This window comes from Candidatus Pelagibacter sp. PS_40, assembly GCF_059417765.1.
In genome coordinates, this window is the sequence record NZ_CM182064.1 from 206,917 (window position 1) to 223,571 (window position 16,655).

Consider the following 16,655-nt stretch of genomic DNA (forward strand, 5'->3'; position numbering starts at 1 on the left):
TAAAAAAAATTAGCTACACTGAGCTTTGTTCATTAAGTAATGGTCTAACAAAACACAATTCATCATTGCTTCCCCTACAGGCACTGCACGAATACCAACACAAGGATCATGCCGACCTTTAACTGAAATAGTAGTATTTTTTCCAAACTTATTTATAGTTTTTCTAGTTGTTAAAATCGATGATGTTGGCTTAACAGCAAATGAAACAATAATTTCTTGTCCTGTTGAAATACCACCAAGAATTCCCCCTGCATTATTAGAATCAAATTTTAATTTTTTACCTTTTTGTGAAATTTCATCTGAGTTTTGTTCTCCACTTAATTGTGCAGAATTCATTCCAGAACCAATATTAACACCTTTAACAGCATTAATACTCATCATTGCAGAGGCAATATCCATATCTAATTTAGAATAAATTGGAGCACCTAAACCAACTGGAATTCCTCTGGCTCTTACTTCAATAACTGCTCCACAAGATGATCCAGACTTTCTTATATCTAACAAATATTTTTCCCAAAGTTTCAGCATATTCTTATCAGGACAAAAAAAGGGATTTTTGTTAATTGTTAGATCGTTCCATTTTCTAGTATCACATCCCAATATTCCTAATTGAGTAACAGCCCCTACAACTTTAAATTTTTTACCTAATTTATTCTCTAAAACTTTTTTAGCAATTGCACCCGCAGCAACTCTTGCAGCTGTTTCTCTTGCAGAGGATCTTCCACCGCCACGGTAATCTCTTATTCCATATTTCTTAAAGTACGTAAAATCAGCGTGTCCAGGTCTAAATTTATCTTTGATATCTCCATAATCTTTCGACCTCATATCTTGATTGTAAATAATTAAAGAAATAGGTGTTCCAGTCGTTTTGCCCTCAAATACACCAGATAAAATTTGCACTTTATCATCTTCTTTTCTCTGTGTTGTAAATTTTGATTGTCCTGGTTTTCTTTTATCTAGTTCAACTTGAATATCTTGCTCTTTCAAGTTTATATTTGGTGGACAACCATCAACGACACAGCCTAATGCTGGTCCATGAGATTCTCCCCATGTTGTGAAACGAAATTGCTTTCCAAAAGTATTAAATGACATTATCTATAGTATATAGATTATTTTGTTAAAATTATGAATCAAAAAAACTCATTAGGCCTTAATAAATGCTTTTTAGATAAAATTGATCCAATAGATTTATTTGAAGTTTGGATGAATGAAGCAAAAAAAACAGAGTTAAATGATCCAAATGCACTAGCTTTAGCCACATCAGATCAAAATAATTTTCCATCAATTAGAATGGTCTTATTAAAAGATTTTAACAAAGATGGATTTGTTTTTTATACCAATCTAAATAGTCAAAAGGGAAATGAATTAAAAAAAAATCCAAAAGCATCCATGTGTTTTCATTGGAAAAGCCTTCTAAGACAAGTAAGAATTAATGGAATGGTGCAAAAAGTTTCTAATGAAGTAGCAGATGAATATTATAATAGTAGAGGTTATGAGAGCAGAATTGGAGCATGGGCCTCAAAACAAAGCACTGTATTAAATAATAGAGATGAGCTTTTAAACTCAATAGAGGAATATAAAAAAAAATATAGTAATAAAAATGATGTACCAAGACCAGAGCATTGGTCAGGTTGGAATTTAATACCCATAAGTATAGAATTTTGGTTAGATGGAGATAGCAGAATTCATGAAAGACTTAAATATACTAAAGATACTGAGGGAAACTGGGTTAAATCTTTATTAAGCCCCTAAAAGGTTCTTTGTAGACTAAATGATGTAAGACTTTCTAAAATCTTTTTTTCATCACTATCCTTAAATACAGTTAAAGAATTTGATGCAAGGTTAATAAAATGTTCAGCTTTTTTGTAGCATTCATTGATTATGTTGTACTTCTTAATAAGCTCTAAGGTAAAATTTAAATCTTCATTTGATCTTGTTTCTTGTTTAAAAATATTTTTTAACTTATCTTTTTCTATTGACGATACATTCTGAAATAACAAAATAACAGGTAAAGTAATTTTACCTTCAAGAAAATCTTTACCAATTTTTTTACCAAAAAATTTTAGATCAGAATTGTAATCTAATGTGTCATCAGCAATTTGAAATGTTAAGCCTAAGTTTTTTCCATAAAACTCTAGTGCCTCTTTTTCTTTTATTTCTTTATTAGATAAAATTGCACCAACTTTAGTTGCAGCAGAAAAAAGTTCAGCTGTTTTTGCTGTAATAATCTTAAAATATGTTTCTTCTAACATGTCTACTTCACCTTTGTGTTGTAGTTGTAATACCTCTCCTTGAGCGATCTTTGACGAAGTTGAGGATAAAAGTTTTAAAACTTCTATATTCCCATCATCGACCATCATTTCAAAACATCTACTTAAAAGATAGTCACCAATTAATACAGAAGAGTGATTTCCCCAAATTGAATTTAATGTTTTTTTACCTCTTCTAATATTTCCAAGATCAATGACATCATCATGCATTAAAGTGGCCCCATGTATCATTTCTACACATGCTGCTAAATTAATATCTCGACCTCCTTTAGTGTAGCCACATAACTTAGCTGACCCAAGCGTTAGTAGGGCTCTTAATCTTTTTCCACCAGTGTCGATATGATATTCAGTCATTTTCTTAACCAGATCAACTTCACTCAAGAGTTTTGATTTAATCTTTTCTTCAACTAAAACTAATTTTTCATCAACAGAATCTTTTAGCTGATAATATGAATTATTTATTTGGTTTTTAAGTTGAACTACAGTTCCCATAAAAAATAAGTTAGTATAATTAAGTTATATTTATTACTTATCAATTGACGCACCTTAATCTTCAACTATAAGTAGGCTTTATATTAAATCAAAAATTCTATAAGGATTAACAATGTTCTCTTTTTTTAAAAAGAAAAAAATAATAGCTCATATCAAGCTAAATGGCGTAATTGGCAATGCTGGAAAGTTTAAACAGGGCATAGATTTTGCAGGACAAGAAGAGATTATAGAAAAGGCTTTTTCACTAAAAAAAGCAAAAGCAGTGGCAATTACTATAAATTCACCAGGTGGATCACCAGTCCAATCACATTTAATCTACAAATTTATTAGAGCTCAAGCTAAGAAAAACAAAATAAAAGTAATAGTGTTCGCAGAAGATGTTGCAGCTTCTGGTGGATACCTAATAGCTTGTGCAGGAGATGAGATATATGCAAATTCAAGTTCAATTATTGGATCAATAGGGGTTATTTATTCATCATTTGGATTTACAGAACTAATTAAAAAAATTGGTGTAGAAAGAAGAGTTCATACAGCTGGAAAAAATAAAAGCTCATTAGATCCTTTTCAAGAAGAGAAGTCAGAAGATATTGAGAGACTTAAGAATATTCAATTAGATTTACATAAAGATTTTATTAAAGTTGTAGAAGAAAGTAGAGGATCTAAACTTAAAAAGGATGGGATTGAATTGTTCTCAGGAGAGTTTTGGGCGGGTAGTAAATCAAAAGAACTTGGTCTTATTGATGGATTAGGTAATGCTAATGAAATTTTAAAAGAAAAATTTGGTGAAGATGTGATTATCAAAAAATTTGAAAAATCTAAGGGTTGGTTAAGTAAGAAATTATCTTCCTCTAGCAATCAAATAGATCAACTAGCAAATATTTTAGAGGAAAGATCTATCTGGCAAAGATATGGCTTCTAAGGAAAAAATTATAAAACCTAAATTTCAATCGTTTCAAGATACTATTTTGAATCTTCAAAAATATTGGAGCAAACAGGGATGTATTCTTCTACAGCCATATGACATAGAAGTTGGTGCAGGAACCTTTCATCCTGCTACAACTTTAAGATCATTAGGTCCTAAGCTATGGAAAGCAGCTTATGTTCAGCCATCAAGAAGACCCACTGATGGAAGATATGGAGAAAACCCAAATAGATTACAGCATTATTATCAATTCCAAGTTTTAATAAAACCCTCACCAGATAACATCAAAAAACTTTATTTAAATAGTTTGGCTGTAATCGGTATTAATCATAAAGAACATGATATTAGATTTGTTGAAGATGATTGGGAAAGTCCAACTTTAGGTGCGGCAGGTTTAGGATGGGAAGTTTGGTGTGATGGAATGGAAATTACTCAATTTACATACTTTCAACAAATGGCTGGATTTGAATGCAAACCTGTGTCAGTTGAAATCACGTATGGCCTCGAAAGAATTTGCATGTTTACTCAACAAATGAAAAATGTTTATGATTTACTATGGAATGATGAAGGTGTAAAATATGGGGATGTGTTTCTTCAAGCTGAAAAAGAGTTTTCAGCATATAATTTTGAACATGCCAATACAGAAAATCTATTCAAAATGTTTGATATGTTCGAGCTTGAAGCAAAAGCATTGGTAGATAAAAAAATTTCACTACCTGCATATGATCAATGTCTAAAAGCAAGCCATGCATTTAATATTTTAGATGCAAGAGGAGTTATAAGTGTTGCTCAAAGAGCGGGTTATATAGGGCGTATTAGAGACATTACAAAAGCAGTCGCCGAAAGTTGGTTAAGCAATCAAACAGATTAATGTCAGATTTTTTTATAGAGTTGTTTAGTGAGGAAATACCAGCTGGTTTACAGAGTAACTCACGTAATGTTTTATTAGAAAATTTTCAAAATTTATTTGAGGAAAAAAAAATTCTGTTCAAAAAAAGTTCTTCATTTTCAACACCAAATCGTCTTATAATTTTATTTGAAGGCCTATCTAAAGAAATAATACAAAAAGCTGAAGAAATAAAAGGACCAAATGTTAAAGCTCCAGAAAAAGCTATTGAGGGGTTTTTAAGGTCAAATCAAATAGAAAAAAAAGATCTTCTTAAAAAAACATTGGAAAAAGGAGAATTTTATTTTTTCAAGAAAGCATCAACTAAAATTAATACCATAGATTTACTTCAAGAATATACACCTATAATCCTTGATAAATTACAATGGAAAAAATCTATGACCTGGGGAAACTATAACCTTAGTTGGGCGAGACCATTAAAATCCATCCTAGCAGTTTTTGATGATAAAAGTTTAAATTTTAAATTTCATCATTTAATAGCCTCTAACACAACATTTATTGACAAAGAGTTTGAAGATAAAAAAAAAATATTTAAAAATTTTAAAAGTTACAAAGATTTCTTTAGTCAATCTGGCATAATTATAGATCACGTATTGAGAAAAGAATTTATTGTTAAAGAAATTGAAAAAATATCTAGAAAAAATAATTTCATTATCGAGCCTAATAATAAACTTTTAGATGAAGTTACAGATATAGTTGAGCAACCAAATATTTTGGTATGTAAATTTGATCAGAAATTTTTGAATATTCCAAAAGAAATTTTGATTATCACAATGCAACACCATCAAAAATATTTTCCAACATTTGATAAAAAAGGAAAAATTACTAATGAATTTTTAGTTGTGGCAAATAACAAAGATGAAAAAGGTTATATTAAGATGGGTAATGAAAGGGTTGTAGAAGCAAGATTAAGTGATGCTCAATTTTTTTGGGAAAAAAATAAATCTCAAAATTTAGTTAAACAAGTTTCAAAATTAAAAAATATGAATTATTTTAAAGGTCTTGGATCTTATTTTGACAAGATTCAAAGAATGAGAAAACTTGGAGGAATGATTTCTGATGAATTATTAATTAGTAAAGATCAAGTTGAACTATCAGCATCGATTTGCAAAGTTGATTTGGTTTCTGATATTGTTGGTGAATTTCCTGAGCTTCAAGGAATTATGGGCGGACATTTCGCTGAAGTGCAAGGTTTTGATAAAGAGATAGCGCTAGCAATAAGTGAACATTATCAACCAGTAGGTCTTGATAGCAAAACTCCAAAGAAACCGTTTAGTATTGCTTTAGCTTTAACTGACAAAATTGATACGTTAGTAGGTTTTTTTGGAATTAACCAAAAACCAACTAGCTCAAAAGACCCTTATGCGCTTAGAAGGTCTGCACTTGGTGTAATAAAGCTATTAATTGATAATAATAAAGAGTTTAAAATCAAAGATCTTATTAGTTATTCCACTTCACTACATAAAGACCAAGGGTTTATTTTTTCAAACGATTCATCTCAAAAAGAATTATCCGATTTTTTAATGGACAGATTAAAATACTACATGAAAGAGAAAAAGATTAGACCAGAGGTAATAGAAGCCAGTATGAAAGCACATGGATTAGATCATATGAACAAAATATATAAAAAAGCTTCAACACTTAGTGGGCTAATCAGCAAAGTTATAGGAGAGGACATTATTACAAGCTACAAAAGAGCTTACAGTATACTTGAAAGTGAGTTGAAAAATACAGATCTTGAACTGTCAAATACAACTGACCCTGGTATTTTTAAAAATGACTATGAAAAAAACCTATTTAAAAAAATTAATGAAATAAGAAAATATTTTACAAATATTGGCAAAGATGAAAACTACAGAGAAACACTTGAAATTCTTGCTGGCGCTAAAAAAACAACTTCAGAGTTTTTTGACAATGTTAAGGTCAATGATGATGATAAAAATATTAAAAAAAACAGATTGGAACTTTTACAAATGTTATGTAGAACATTTGATAATTACATAAATTTTTCAAATATAGAAATCAAACAGTGAATAAGCTAATTTTAAATTTTAAATCAAAAAATTCAAAAAAAATTAAAAATCCTAAAAATTTTTTAGGTGGAAAAGGGGCAAACCTTTCTGAAATGGGCAGAATGGGACTGCCAGTTCCTCCTGGATTTACAATTTCAACAAAAGTTTGTGAATTATTCTACAAAGATAAGAAAAAATTAAATTCAAAAATTGTTAATACTATAAAAAAGGAATTAAAAATTATTGAAAAAGAAGTAGGAAAAAAATTTGGTGATTTAAAAAATCCTTTATTATTATCTGTTAGATCTGGTGCAAGAGTTTCAATGCCTGGCATGATGGACACAATTTTGAATTTAGGATTAAACGATAAGACTGTTATTGCACTATCAAAAAAAACTTCTAATAGCAGATTTGCAAAAGATAGTTACCGAAGATTTATTCAGATGTATGGCAATGTTGTTATGGGTGTTGAGGGCTATCACTTTGAAGAATTAATTGAAAATTACAAATTAACCAAAGGTGTTCTTTTAGATACAGATCTTGATGCAGATGATTGGGAGGGATTAATTAATGATTTTAAAAAAGTTATTAAAGATCAAACCAAAAAAGAATTTCCCCAGAACGTATATGATCAATTATTGGGAGCTATTAGTTCGGTATTTCTATCTTGGGAAAGTAACAGAGCAAAAGTTTATAGAAAACTAAACCAAATTCCTGCTGAATGGGGAACTGCAGTTAACGTTCAATCAATGGTATTTGGCAATATGGGTAATGATTGTGCAACTGGTGTTGTTTTTACAAGAAATCCATCAGATGGGGTTAATGAAGTGTATGGTGAATACTTAATTAATGCTCAAGGAGAAGATGTGGTGGCAGGTACAAGAACTCCTCAGTATATAACAAAAAAAGCAAGAAAAGATGCAAAAGCAAAAGAAGCTTCGATGGAAGAAGCTATGCCAAAAGTATTTAAACAATTAGATAAGATTTTAAAAATTTTAGAAAAGCACTACAAAGATATGCAAGACGTCGAATTTACAGTTGAAAATAATAAATTGTGGATGCTACAAACAAGATCGGGAAAAAGAACTTCAAAGTCAGCTGTTAGAATTGCAGTTGATATGGTTAAAGAAAAATTGATTTCTAAAAAAGAAGCAGTAATGAGAATAGATCCAGCTTCTTTAGATACATTGTTACACCCTACATTAGACGAAAAAAGCACACTAAACGTTATAGCAAACGGTTTGCCAGCATCTCCAGGTGCTGCAAGTGGTAAGGTTGTTTTTACATCAGAGGAAGCAGAAAGATTAAACAATGTTATGCAGGATACTATTTTAGTACGTGTAGAAACTTCACCTGAAGATATTCATGGAATGCACGCTGCAAAAGGAATTTTAACAGCAAGGGGTGGGATGACTAGTCATGCTGCAGTGGTTGCAAGAGGAATGGGTAGACCATGTGTTTCTGGCTCTAGTGAGATTGATATTAATTATGAAGCGAAAACCTTTAAAACTTCTTCTATTGAAATTAAAGAGGGAGACATTATTACAATTGATGGTTCAACAGGAAGAATTATCCTAGGAGAAGTGCCAACGGTTAAACCAGAAATTTCAGGAGACTTTTCCAAATTAATGAGCTGGGCAGATAATTTTAGAAAACTAAAAGTAAGAACGAATTCAGAAACACCATTAGATACAAAAACTGCAAGAGACTTTGGAGCAGAAGGTATAGGACTTTGTAGAACCGAACATATGTTTTTTGATGAAGAGAGAATTTTATCTGTTAGAGAAATGATTTTATCAAAAACAGTAGAAGATAGAAACAGGGCGCTAGCAAAACTTTTACCACATCAAAAAAAAGATTTTGTACAAATATTCAAAATTATGAATGGTCTTCCTGTCACAGTGAGACTGTTAGATCCACCATTACATGAGTTTCTTCCAAAAACAGAAAAAGAAATTAATGATGTAGCAAAAGTCGTGGGGTTACCATTAAAAGAAATTGAGTCTCGAATTAACGAGTTACATGAACAAAACCCGATGCTTGGTCATAGAGGGTGTCGATTGGGAATTTCTTTTCCAGAAATTTATGAAATGCAATGTAGAGCAATCTTTGAGGCTTTATCTGAACTTAAGATAAAAAATATTAAGTCGGCATTTCCAGAAATTATGATCCCTTTAGTATCAACTGAAGCTGAGATTAGAATAATGAAAGATTTAGTAGTCAGAGTTGCAAAAGAAGTTCAAAAGGATAAAAAAATTAAAATAGATTATTTAGTTGGTACAATGATTGAATTACCAAGAGCAGCAATTAAAGCTGATGATATAGCTAAACACGCTGAGTTCTTTAGTTTTGGAACTAATGACTTAACTCAAACAACATTCGGTTTAAGTAGAGACGATAGTGGTAAATTTTTAAATGATTACCTTGAGAATAAGATTTTTTCTATAGATCCATTTATCTCTATTGATGACGGAGTAGGTGATTTAATAGAAATTGCAGTTGAAAAAGGAAGAAAAACTAATAAAAAAATTAAACTTGGAATTTGTGGAGAACATGGTGGAGACCCTAAAAGTATTCACTTTTGTGCTAATGCAGGTTTGGATTATGTTTCTTGCTCACCATATAGAGTTCCAGTAGCAAGATTAGCTGCTGCACAAGCTGAACTTTCTAAAAAAAATTAGATTTCAAATTTAAAATCTATAGCTGGTACACTATGAGTGATACTTCCAATTGAAATTCTATCGACACCCGTTGCTGCAATTTTTTTAATAGATTTCAAATTAACGTTCCCAGAAGCTTCTGTTTCATAATGTTTTTTAGCCATTCTAACACCTGCCTTGAGTGTTTTATTGTTCATATTATCAAACAAAACAGTATTAAATTTTAAACCCATTATTTTTTTGAGCTGATTTAAATTATCAACTTCTACTGTAATTTTTCTTCCTTTTTTATTTTTGATTGCAAGAGATACTAAAGTTTTAATATCAGAGCTTGCAATATGATTGTCTTTAATAAGAAATTCATCACTTAAATTAAACCTATGGTTTGTACCACCACCTAACGTAACGGCATATTTTTGTATTACTCTTAAGGTTGGAATTGTTTTTCTAGTACAGCAAATTTTAGTTTTTTTATTAGCTAATTTAACAAATTGATTAGTCTTAGTAGCAATTCCAGAGATATGACTTAAAAAATTTAAAGCAACCCTCTCACCAATTAAAATATTTTCAGCCCTACCTTCAATTGTTGCTACTACGTCGTTCTTTTTGACTATTGAACCTTCTTTTTTTTTAATAATAAATTTAATTTTATTATCAATTAATTTGAAGGTTTGTTTAACAAACTCTAAGCCAGCAATTACAGCTTGTTGGTTTGAAATTAATTTGATTTTTATAACTTTACTATTCTTAACTAAACTTGAAGTAATATCTCCATTTGGATAAAGATCCTCATTTAATGCAAGCTTAACTTTATTCCTGATATAATAGTTGCTTAATTTAATTTTAGGCACATTTATTATCTGCCAATAGCAGTCATTCTTTCAACGGGTATTCTTGCTTTGTTGATAGTTTCATTATCCATAATTATCTCACCAGTTTCATTTTCTAAACAGGCCAAAATTTTTGGTAGAGTAATTCTTTTCATATGAGGACATAGGTTGCATGGTTTAATAAATTCAACATTAGGATTTTCCACTTGAATATTATCACTCATAGAACATTCCGTAACCATCATTACCTTTTTAGGTTGATTGTCCTCTACATATTTGATCATTCCTGAAGTTGAACCAGCAAAGTCACTTGCCTTAATTACATCGGGTGGACATTCAGGATGTGCAATAATTTTTATTCCTGGATTATTTTTTCTTATATCGTGAATTTCTTTTTCATTAAATTGGTCATGAACAATGCAAATTCCTTTCCAAGCAATAATTTCAACATCTGTCTGAGAAGCTACATATTTAGCTAAATAATCATCGGGTAGAAATATAACTTTTTTAACACCAAGAGAATTAACAATCTTAACAGCATTAGCTGATGTGCAACAAATGTCAGTTTCAGCTTTAACATCTGCCGAAGTATTTACATAGGAAACAACAGGTACACCTGGATATTTTTCTTTTAATAATCTTACATCCTTACCTGTAATAGAGGACGACAAGGAACATCCTGCAAGCATATCAGGTAACAAAACTTTTTTTTGTGGACTCATTAATTTTGCTGTCTCTGCCATAAAGTGTACACCAGCCATTACAATAATGTCTGCTGAAGTTTTTGAAGCTTCTACTGCTAGAGCCAAAGAGTCAGCTGCAAAATCTGCTACACCATGATAAATTTCTGGTGTTTGATAATTATGCGCAAGAATAACCGCATTTTTTTCTTTTTTTAATTGATTAATTCTATGAATATAGGGAGCATGAACTGACCATTCAATCTCAGGTAAAACCTTAGAGATTTTTTGATAAATTGGATCGGTTGCTTTTTTTACTTCTTCAGTAAACTCCATATTAAAACCTATCAATTTGATACAATCTTGTCATGCATTTATTCTGACGCACTAATTAATCCAACTAGGAATTTTGATTTTTAACTTAGCGTTTTTGCTTTTAAACTCATTTTCTTGATTAAAATTATCATCCAAATATTTAATTAAAGCAAAAGGATATTTATTACTTATTAAAACTTTTCCTATCTCAAAATCACCATTATAGATTAAATCATCTTGATTTATTTCTCCTTCAATTAAATAAATAGGTAATAATCTTTTTGAAAGTTTATTTTTTAATTTAATTCTTGCAGTATTCTCTTGCCCAACATAACAGCCCTTTTTAAAGTCTATTCCATTCAATTCTTCAAAGTTACATTCAATTCCAAATAGCTTATTCTGTAATTCATTCATGTTTTTTTGAGGAATTCCTAATTGATGACTCAATTTATAATATTCAGCAATTGAGGAATCTTTTAGCTCTAATTTTTTTAAAGACAGATAAAGCTTTTCTAAATTGATGATAAGCCTTGCACCTAAATCTTTATTTCTTGGGTCTAACAAAATAGAATCTTCTCTATATTTAATTGTGTTCCCAGCAATATCTTTTGATCCTTCAAATTCTAAAAATTTTTCTTTATTAAACGCAGCTACAACAAATTCGTTACTAAGATTCATAATTTCAACTTTTGATCTAAGTTTATAGACATTAAGTTGTTTGAAAAGTGCTTCTGTTTGAGATTTTTCACAGTCAATGAAGTAGCCAGACTTGTGTTTTATGATAATAAAAGCAAAAAGAAATTTTCCTTGAGGAGTTAATAGTGATGCAAAACAACTACTGTCTTCACTTACTTTATTAATGTCATTACTAATCATATTCTGTAAAAATTCTTTAGCATCTGCACCGTTTATATACAGAATTCCTCTATCTTCTAAAATGTATACATTTTGATTATTCATAATTGATTGATGTCTTAATATAATATAATTACTTTTTTCATAAATGTTAGATCTAATAATTAAAAACGGTTCTTGCTACATAGATAAAGATCTTAAAGATCAAGATATAGCAATCAAAGATGGTAAAATCATAGAAATTGGTAAAATTGATAGTGAAGCAAAAGAAGTTTTTGATGCCAAGGGATTAACTGTTTTACCAGGATGTATTGATACTCAAACTCATTTTAGGGAACCCGGATCAACTGACACAGAAGATCTTCATTCTGGAAGTAAGGCAGCAATTGTTGGAGGAATAACGAGTGTTTTTGAAATGCCAAATACTAATCCACCAACTTCTAATAAAATTGAATTTCAAAAGAAATTAGATCTTGCAAAAAATAGAATGTATTGCAACTATGCTTTTTATTTTGGCGCAACACCAGACAACGCTGATGAGTTAGCAGACTTAAAAAACTTAGAAGGATGTTGTGGAATTAAGCTTTTTGCTGGTTCTTCGACAGGAAATCTATTGGTTCAATTTGAAGAAGATATTGAGAAAGTATTTAAAAGTAGCTCTAAAGTTGTTTCAGTTCACTCTGAAGATGAAGAAATTTTAAATAGGAATAAAAAATTAATTAAAGATGGAGATGTTCACTCACATCCAATTTGGAGAAGTGAAGAATGTGCAATTTCATCGACTAGAAGAATTGTAAGAATAGCTGAGCGATATAAAAAAAAAGCACACATCCTTCATGTAACAACAAAACAAGAAATTGATTTTTTATCGCAGCACAAAGGTAACATCACATTTGAGATAACACCTCAACATCTAACAATCTACGCCCCAGATTGTTATGATAAACTTGGAACATATGCTCAAATGAACCCACCAATAAGAGATAAGTCTCATTATGACAGGTTATGGTATGGAGTAAAAAATAATCTTAATGACACAATTGGGTCTGATCATGCTCCACATTTAAAAGAAAATAAAGAAAAAAAATATCCCAATTCACCATCTGGAATGCCAGGTGTTCAGACACTTTTACCAGTTATGTTAAACCATGTTAATGATGGAAAATTAAGTTTAGAACAATTAATGAATTCTATATGTGAAAATCCAGTAAAAATTTTTGGCATTCAAGATAAAGGTTTTATTAAAGAAGGATTTGATGCAGACTTTACAATTGTTGATATGAATAAAAAAATTACAATTAAAAATGAAAATATTGAAAGTAAATGTGCTTGGTCACCTTTTGATGGGTATGAATTTAAGGGAACTCCCGTGTCAACAATTATTGCTGGCCAAATCAAAATGAGAGATGGTAAGATATTGGGAGAACCTGACGGTAAGCCTTTAAAATTTTAAATAGTTTTTATAGTAAAGCTATTTACCAGAACAACACCAGTAACAATAAAGAATAACCCTAAAACAGCCTGCCATGATAGTGATTGTTTGAAGAAAATATATCCTAATATTGCAATTGTAAATATACCAAGGCCACTCCATGTTGCATAAACAATAGCGATAGGAAGTTTATCAACCACAAATGTTAAAAGGTAAAATGAAGATAGATACAAAATTGCAAGTGTTGTGGTTGGAATTATTTTGGTAAAATTTTGTGACACGGGTAATAACATTGTTCCACCTACCTCACAAAAAATTGCAATAGTTAAAAATAAATATGTCTTTATCATTATTTAAGAATATTATTTTTCATTAAGTCTTCTTTTATCTCAGTTAAAATTGCAGGATCATCAATAGTTGCTGGCATTTTATAATCTTCCCCATCAGCAATTTTTCTTATTGTTCCTCTTAATATTTTTCCAGATCTTGTTTTTGGCAATCTTTTAATAACAATTACAATCTTAAATGCAGCAACAGGACCAATTTTATCTCTAACCATCTGAATGCACTCTTTTGAAATTGTTGCGTGATCTTTTTCAACACCAGATTTAAGAACGACCAGACCAATTGGCAATTGTCCTTTTAGTTTATCCGCAACGCCTAATACTGCACACTCAGCAACTGATTGGTGTTCTGATAAAACTTCTTCAATTGCTCCAGTTGATAATCTGTGACCTGCAACATTAATAATGTCATCTGTTCTAGACATAATCCAAATGTAACCATCTTCATCTATATGACCCGCATCATAAGTTTCATAGTAACCATCATAGTTGGTCATGTAATTATCTTTGTATCTTTTATCTGCATTCCATAGTGTTGGAAAAGTCCCAGGAGGCAAAGGTAATTTTATAACTATATCTCCCATCTCATTAGGTTTTGCTAAAGTTTGATCTGGCTTCATAACTTGAACGTCATAACCAGGAACAGCCTTACAAGCGGAGCCATACTTTGTTTTCATCATTTCAATTCCTGTACAATTAGAACTAATTGCCCAACTAGTTTCAGTTTGCCACCAATGATCAATTACAGGAACTTTTAATAAATTTTCTGCCCACTTAATGGTATCTGGGTCCGCCCTTTCACCAGCTAAAAACAATGACTCAAATTTACTTAAATCATACTTAGAAAAAAACTTTCCCTCAGGGTCTTCTTTTTTAATAGCCCTAAAAGCAGTTGGTGCAGTAAAAAGTGATTTTACTTTATAATCAGAAATTATTTTCCAAAAAGCACCAGCATCTGGAGTGCCAACAGGTTTTCCTTCAAATAGTACTGTGGTGCAACCTTTAAACAAAGGAGCATAGACTATATAAGAATGACCAACTATCCAGCCAATATCACTTGCTGACCACCAGACATCATCCGCATCAATATTATAAATATTTTTCATAGTCCATTTTAGAGCAACTATATGACCACCAATATCTCTAACTATTCCTTTTGGAACACCCGTAGTTCCTGAGGTATATAAAATATAAGCTAAATCATTTGAATTCATTTCAACACAATCTACTTCTTTTGCATTTGAAAGAGCTTCATCCCAACTGATTTCTTTTGGAGCATTTATATTTGCTTCATTTCCAGATCTTTGAAATAGGATTAATTTTTCTATCTTATGTGATGCCATTTTTATGGCCTCCTCCACTAGAGGTTTGTACTCAACAGTTCTTCCAGGTTCAAAACCACACGAAGCTGTAACTAATATTTTTGCTTTACTATCATCGATTCTGCTTGCTAATTCACTAGATGCAAAACCACCAAATACTACTGAGTGAATTGCTCCAATTCTTCCACAAGCCAACATTGCAATAACTGCCTCTGGGATCATGGGCATATAAATTATAACTCTATCTCCCTTATTAACCCCTTGGTTTTTTAAAGCTCCTGCAAATTTTGAAACTTTTTCTTTTAATTCTTTATAGGTAAACTGCTTTTTGTTGTCAGTTATGGGACTGTCATAGATTAAAGCTAATTTTTCACCTCTACCTTCATCGATATGAAGGTCTAAAGCATTATAACAGGTGTTAGTCACCCCATCTTCAAACCATTTATAAAAAGGAGGATTAGATTTGTTTAGAATTTTTGTTGGTTTTTTAAACCAAAAAATATCGTTAGACACTTCTTGCCAAAAATCTTCAGGTTTTTTTATAGAGTTTTGATAAATTTCACTGAATTTTTTATTCATCACTAATGATTCTTTATTTTGATATTTTAAGACTTATTAAATTAAAAATTGTATTAAAATTCAAAAAGTAAGTAAAATCAATACAAATTAGAGGCAATTAAACCTTCTAAAAACTTAATTATTTTGATAGTTAATCCTCAACATGACTTAAGCATTTGTTTAAGTCTAGTTTATATAAACTAAAAAGTTAAAAACTAACGAAAGAGGGAGTTTTTTATGAAAAAACTAAAATTGTTTGCTCTTACAGCTATAGCCCTAATGGGTGTTTCAGGTGTAGCAAACGCAGAAACTACACTGTTAGCTTCTGATGACTTTGTTGGAATTTCATTCTGGCTTGTGTCAATGGCGTTATTAGCGTCAACGGCATTCTTTTTTATTGAAAGAGCATCGGTTCCAGCTGGCTGGAGAGTTTCAATCACTGTTGCAGGACTAGTTACTGGTATTGCATTTATTCACTACATGTACATGAGAGATGTGTGGGTTATGACTGGTGAGTCACCAACAGTATACAGATATATTGACTGGTTAATTACAGTTCCATTATTGATGTTAGAATTCTATTTTGTTCTTGCAGCAGTAAATAAAGCAAACTCTGGAATTTTCTGGAGATTGATGATTGGTACTTTAGTAATGTTAATCGGTGGATACTTAGGAGAAGCAGGATACATCAACACTACACTTGGTTTTGTAATCGGTATGGCTGGATGGTTCTACATTCTTTATGAAGTATTCTCAGGCGAAGCAGGAAAAAATGCAGCGAAAAGTGGAAACAAGGCTCTTGTTACTGCATTTGGTGCAATGAGAATGATCGTTACAGTTGGTTGGGCTATCTACCCATTAGGTTATGTATTTGGTTACATGACTGGTGGAATGGACGCAAGCTCACTAAACGTGATTTACAACGCAGCTGACTTTTTGAACAAGATCGCTTTTGGTCTAATCATTTGGGCAGCAGCAATGTCTCAACCTGGTAGAGCTAAGTAGTTTTACTCGTTAAATAATTAGAAGAAGGGCAGGTATGTTTTTACATACTTG

The 16,655-nt window shown here is 31.0% G+C and carries 14 protein-coding genes; 7 read left to right on the forward strand and 7 right to left on the reverse strand.

Going from position 1 to position 16,655, the window contains the following annotated elements:
• Window positions 1-9: 9 nt before the first annotated feature.
• The gene (gene aroC, locus AC5SLW_RS01135) at window positions 10-1,092 is read right to left on the reverse strand and encodes a chorismate synthase (RefSeq protein ID WP_018413893.1); all 1,083 of its coding nucleotides are present in this window, start codon (window positions 1,090-1,092) and stop codon (window positions 10-12) included.
• 33 nt (window positions 1,093-1,125) lie between these two features.
• Between aroC and pdxH the strand changes: the two genes are divergently transcribed.
• The gene (gene pdxH, locus AC5SLW_RS01140; RefSeq protein ID WP_494575377.1) at window positions 1,126-1,752 is read left to right on the forward strand and encodes a pyridoxamine 5'-phosphate oxidase; all 627 of its coding nucleotides are present in this window, start codon (window positions 1,126-1,128) and stop codon (window positions 1,750-1,752) included.
• On the opposite strand, the gene AC5SLW_RS01145 is transcribed toward pdxH, so the two are convergent.
• Window positions 1,749-2,762, reverse strand: a complete 1,014-nt coding sequence (locus AC5SLW_RS01145) for a polyprenyl synthetase family protein (protein ID WP_027306705.1) — start codon at window positions 2,760-2,762, stop codon at window positions 1,749-1,751. The genes pdxH and AC5SLW_RS01145 overlap by 4 nt on opposite strands.
• Window positions 2,763-2,874: 112 nt before the next feature.
• Here AC5SLW_RS01145 and AC5SLW_RS01150 point away from each other — a divergent pair, with 112 nt between their 5' ends.
• The 4 genes from AC5SLW_RS01150 to ppdK are packed head-to-tail and all read left to right on the forward strand — an operon-like array spanning window position 2,875 to window position 9,284.
• Complete coding sequence (locus AC5SLW_RS01150) at window positions 2,875-3,681, forward strand: S49 family peptidase (RefSeq protein WP_006997289.1); 807 nt, start codon at window positions 2,875-2,877, stop codon at window positions 3,679-3,681.
• Window positions 3,671-4,555 carry a glycine--tRNA ligase subunit alpha gene (locus AC5SLW_RS01155; protein WP_494575380.1) on the forward strand — a complete coding sequence of 295 codons (885 nt, stop codon included), beginning with the start codon at window positions 3,671-3,673 and terminating at the stop codon, window positions 4,553-4,555. Before AC5SLW_RS01150 ends, AC5SLW_RS01155 begins: the two co-directional genes overlap by 11 nt.
• On the forward strand, window positions 4,555-6,624 hold the full coding sequence (gene glyS, locus AC5SLW_RS01160; protein WP_494575382.1) for a glycine--tRNA ligase subunit beta: 2,070 nt from the start codon (window positions 4,555-4,557) through the stop codon (window positions 6,622-6,624). Before AC5SLW_RS01155 ends, glyS begins: the two co-directional genes overlap by 1 nt.
• Window positions 6,621-9,284 carry a pyruvate, phosphate dikinase gene (gene ppdK, locus AC5SLW_RS01165; RefSeq protein WP_494575384.1) on the forward strand — a complete coding sequence of 888 codons (2,664 nt, stop codon included), beginning with the start codon at window positions 6,621-6,623 and terminating at the stop codon, window positions 9,282-9,284. Before glyS ends, ppdK begins: the two co-directional genes overlap by 4 nt.
• Here ppdK and nadC read toward each other — a convergent pair.
• Genes nadC through ygfZ form a run of 3 tightly spaced genes read right to left on the reverse strand, consistent with a single transcriptional unit; the run spans window position 9,281 to window position 12,048 of the window.
• On the reverse strand, window positions 9,281-10,114 hold the full coding sequence (gene nadC / locus AC5SLW_RS01170; RefSeq protein ID WP_494575386.1) for a carboxylating nicotinate-nucleotide diphosphorylase: 834 nt from the start codon (window positions 10,112-10,114) through the stop codon (window positions 9,281-9,283). The two genes, ppdK and nadC, sit on opposite strands and share 4 nt — an antisense overlap.
• A gap of 5 nt (window positions 10,115-10,119) precedes the next feature.
• Window positions 10,120-11,109, reverse strand: coding sequence for a quinolinate synthase NadA (gene nadA, locus AC5SLW_RS01175; protein WP_006997284.1), 990 nt, complete (start codon window positions 11,107-11,109; stop codon window positions 10,120-10,122).
• Between the two features lie 51 nt (window positions 11,110-11,160).
• Window positions 11,161-12,048, reverse strand: coding sequence for a CAF17-like 4Fe-4S cluster assembly/insertion protein YgfZ (gene ygfZ, locus AC5SLW_RS01180; protein ID WP_494575388.1), 888 nt, complete (start codon window positions 12,046-12,048; stop codon window positions 11,161-11,163).
• Between the two features lie 43 nt (window positions 12,049-12,091).
• Between ygfZ and AC5SLW_RS01185 the strand changes: the two genes are divergently transcribed.
• The gene (locus AC5SLW_RS01185) at window positions 12,092-13,396 is read left to right on the forward strand and encodes a dihydroorotase (protein ID WP_006997282.1); all 1,305 of its coding nucleotides are present in this window, start codon (window positions 12,092-12,094) and stop codon (window positions 13,394-13,396) included.
• Here the strand turns inward: AC5SLW_RS01185 and AC5SLW_RS01190 are convergent.
• Together AC5SLW_RS01190 and AC5SLW_RS01195 are read right to left on the reverse strand one after the other, a co-directional pair.
• Entirely contained in the window at window positions 13,393-13,725 is a 333-nt protein-coding gene (locus AC5SLW_RS01190) for a DMT family transporter (protein WP_006997281.1), read from the reverse strand. The genes AC5SLW_RS01185 and AC5SLW_RS01190 overlap by 4 nt on opposite strands.
• Window positions 13,725-15,620 carry a propionyl-CoA synthetase gene (locus AC5SLW_RS01195; RefSeq protein ID WP_494575390.1) on the reverse strand — a complete coding sequence of 632 codons (1,896 nt, stop codon included), beginning with the start codon at window positions 15,618-15,620 and terminating at the stop codon, window positions 13,725-13,727. The genes AC5SLW_RS01190 and AC5SLW_RS01195 overlap by 1 nt, the downstream gene beginning before the upstream one ends.
• Before the next feature lie 216 nt (window positions 15,621-15,836).
• On the opposite strand from AC5SLW_RS01195, the gene AC5SLW_RS01200 reads away from it, so the two are divergent.
• A complete protein-coding gene (locus AC5SLW_RS01200; protein ID WP_494575392.1) occupies window positions 15,837-16,604 on the forward strand; it encodes a bacteriorhodopsin-like in 768 nt (255 codons plus the stop codon).
• The last annotated feature ends 51 nt before the right edge of the window (window positions 16,605-16,655 follow it).

Bases quoted from the DNA above. Each gene is read 5' to 3' on its own strand.
- aroC (WP_018413893.1), bottom strand. From the start codon at position 1,092: ATGTCATTTAATACTTTTGGAAAGCAATTTCGTTTCACAACATGGGGA.
- pdxH (WP_494575377.1), top strand. From the start codon at position 1,126: ATGAATCAAAAAAACTCATTAGGCCTTAATAAATGCTTTTTAGATAAA.
- AC5SLW_RS01145 (WP_027306705.1), bottom strand. From the start codon at position 2,762: ATGGGAACTGTAGTTCAACTTAAAAACCAAATAAATAATTCATATTAT.
- AC5SLW_RS01150 (WP_006997289.1), top strand. From the start codon at position 2,875: ATGTTCTCTTTTTTTAAAAAGAAAAAAATAATAGCTCATATCAAGCTA.
- AC5SLW_RS01155 (WP_494575380.1), top strand. From the start codon at position 3,671: ATGGCTTCTAAGGAAAAAATTATAAAACCTAAATTTCAATCGTTTCAA.
- glyS (WP_494575382.1), top strand. From the start codon at position 4,555: ATGTCAGATTTTTTTATAGAGTTGTTTAGTGAGGAAATACCAGCTGGT.
- nadA (WP_006997284.1), bottom strand. From the start codon at position 11,109: ATGGAGTTTACTGAAGAAGTAAAAAAAGCAACCGATCCAATTTATCAA.
- ygfZ (WP_494575388.1), bottom strand. From the start codon at position 12,048: ATGAATAATCAAAATGTATACATTTTAGAAGATAGAGGAATTCTGTAT.
- AC5SLW_RS01185 (WP_006997282.1), top strand. From the start codon at position 12,092: ATGTTAGATCTAATAATTAAAAACGGTTCTTGCTACATAGATAAAGAT.
- AC5SLW_RS01190 (WP_006997281.1), bottom strand. From the start codon at position 13,725: ATGATAAAGACATATTTATTTTTAACTATTGCAATTTTTTGTGAGGTA.
- AC5SLW_RS01195 (WP_494575390.1), bottom strand. From the start codon at position 15,620: ATGAATAAAAAATTCAGTGAAATTTATCAAAACTCTATAAAAAAACCT.
- AC5SLW_RS01200 (WP_494575392.1), top strand. From the start codon at position 15,837: ATGAAAAAACTAAAATTGTTTGCTCTTACAGCTATAGCCCTAATGGGT.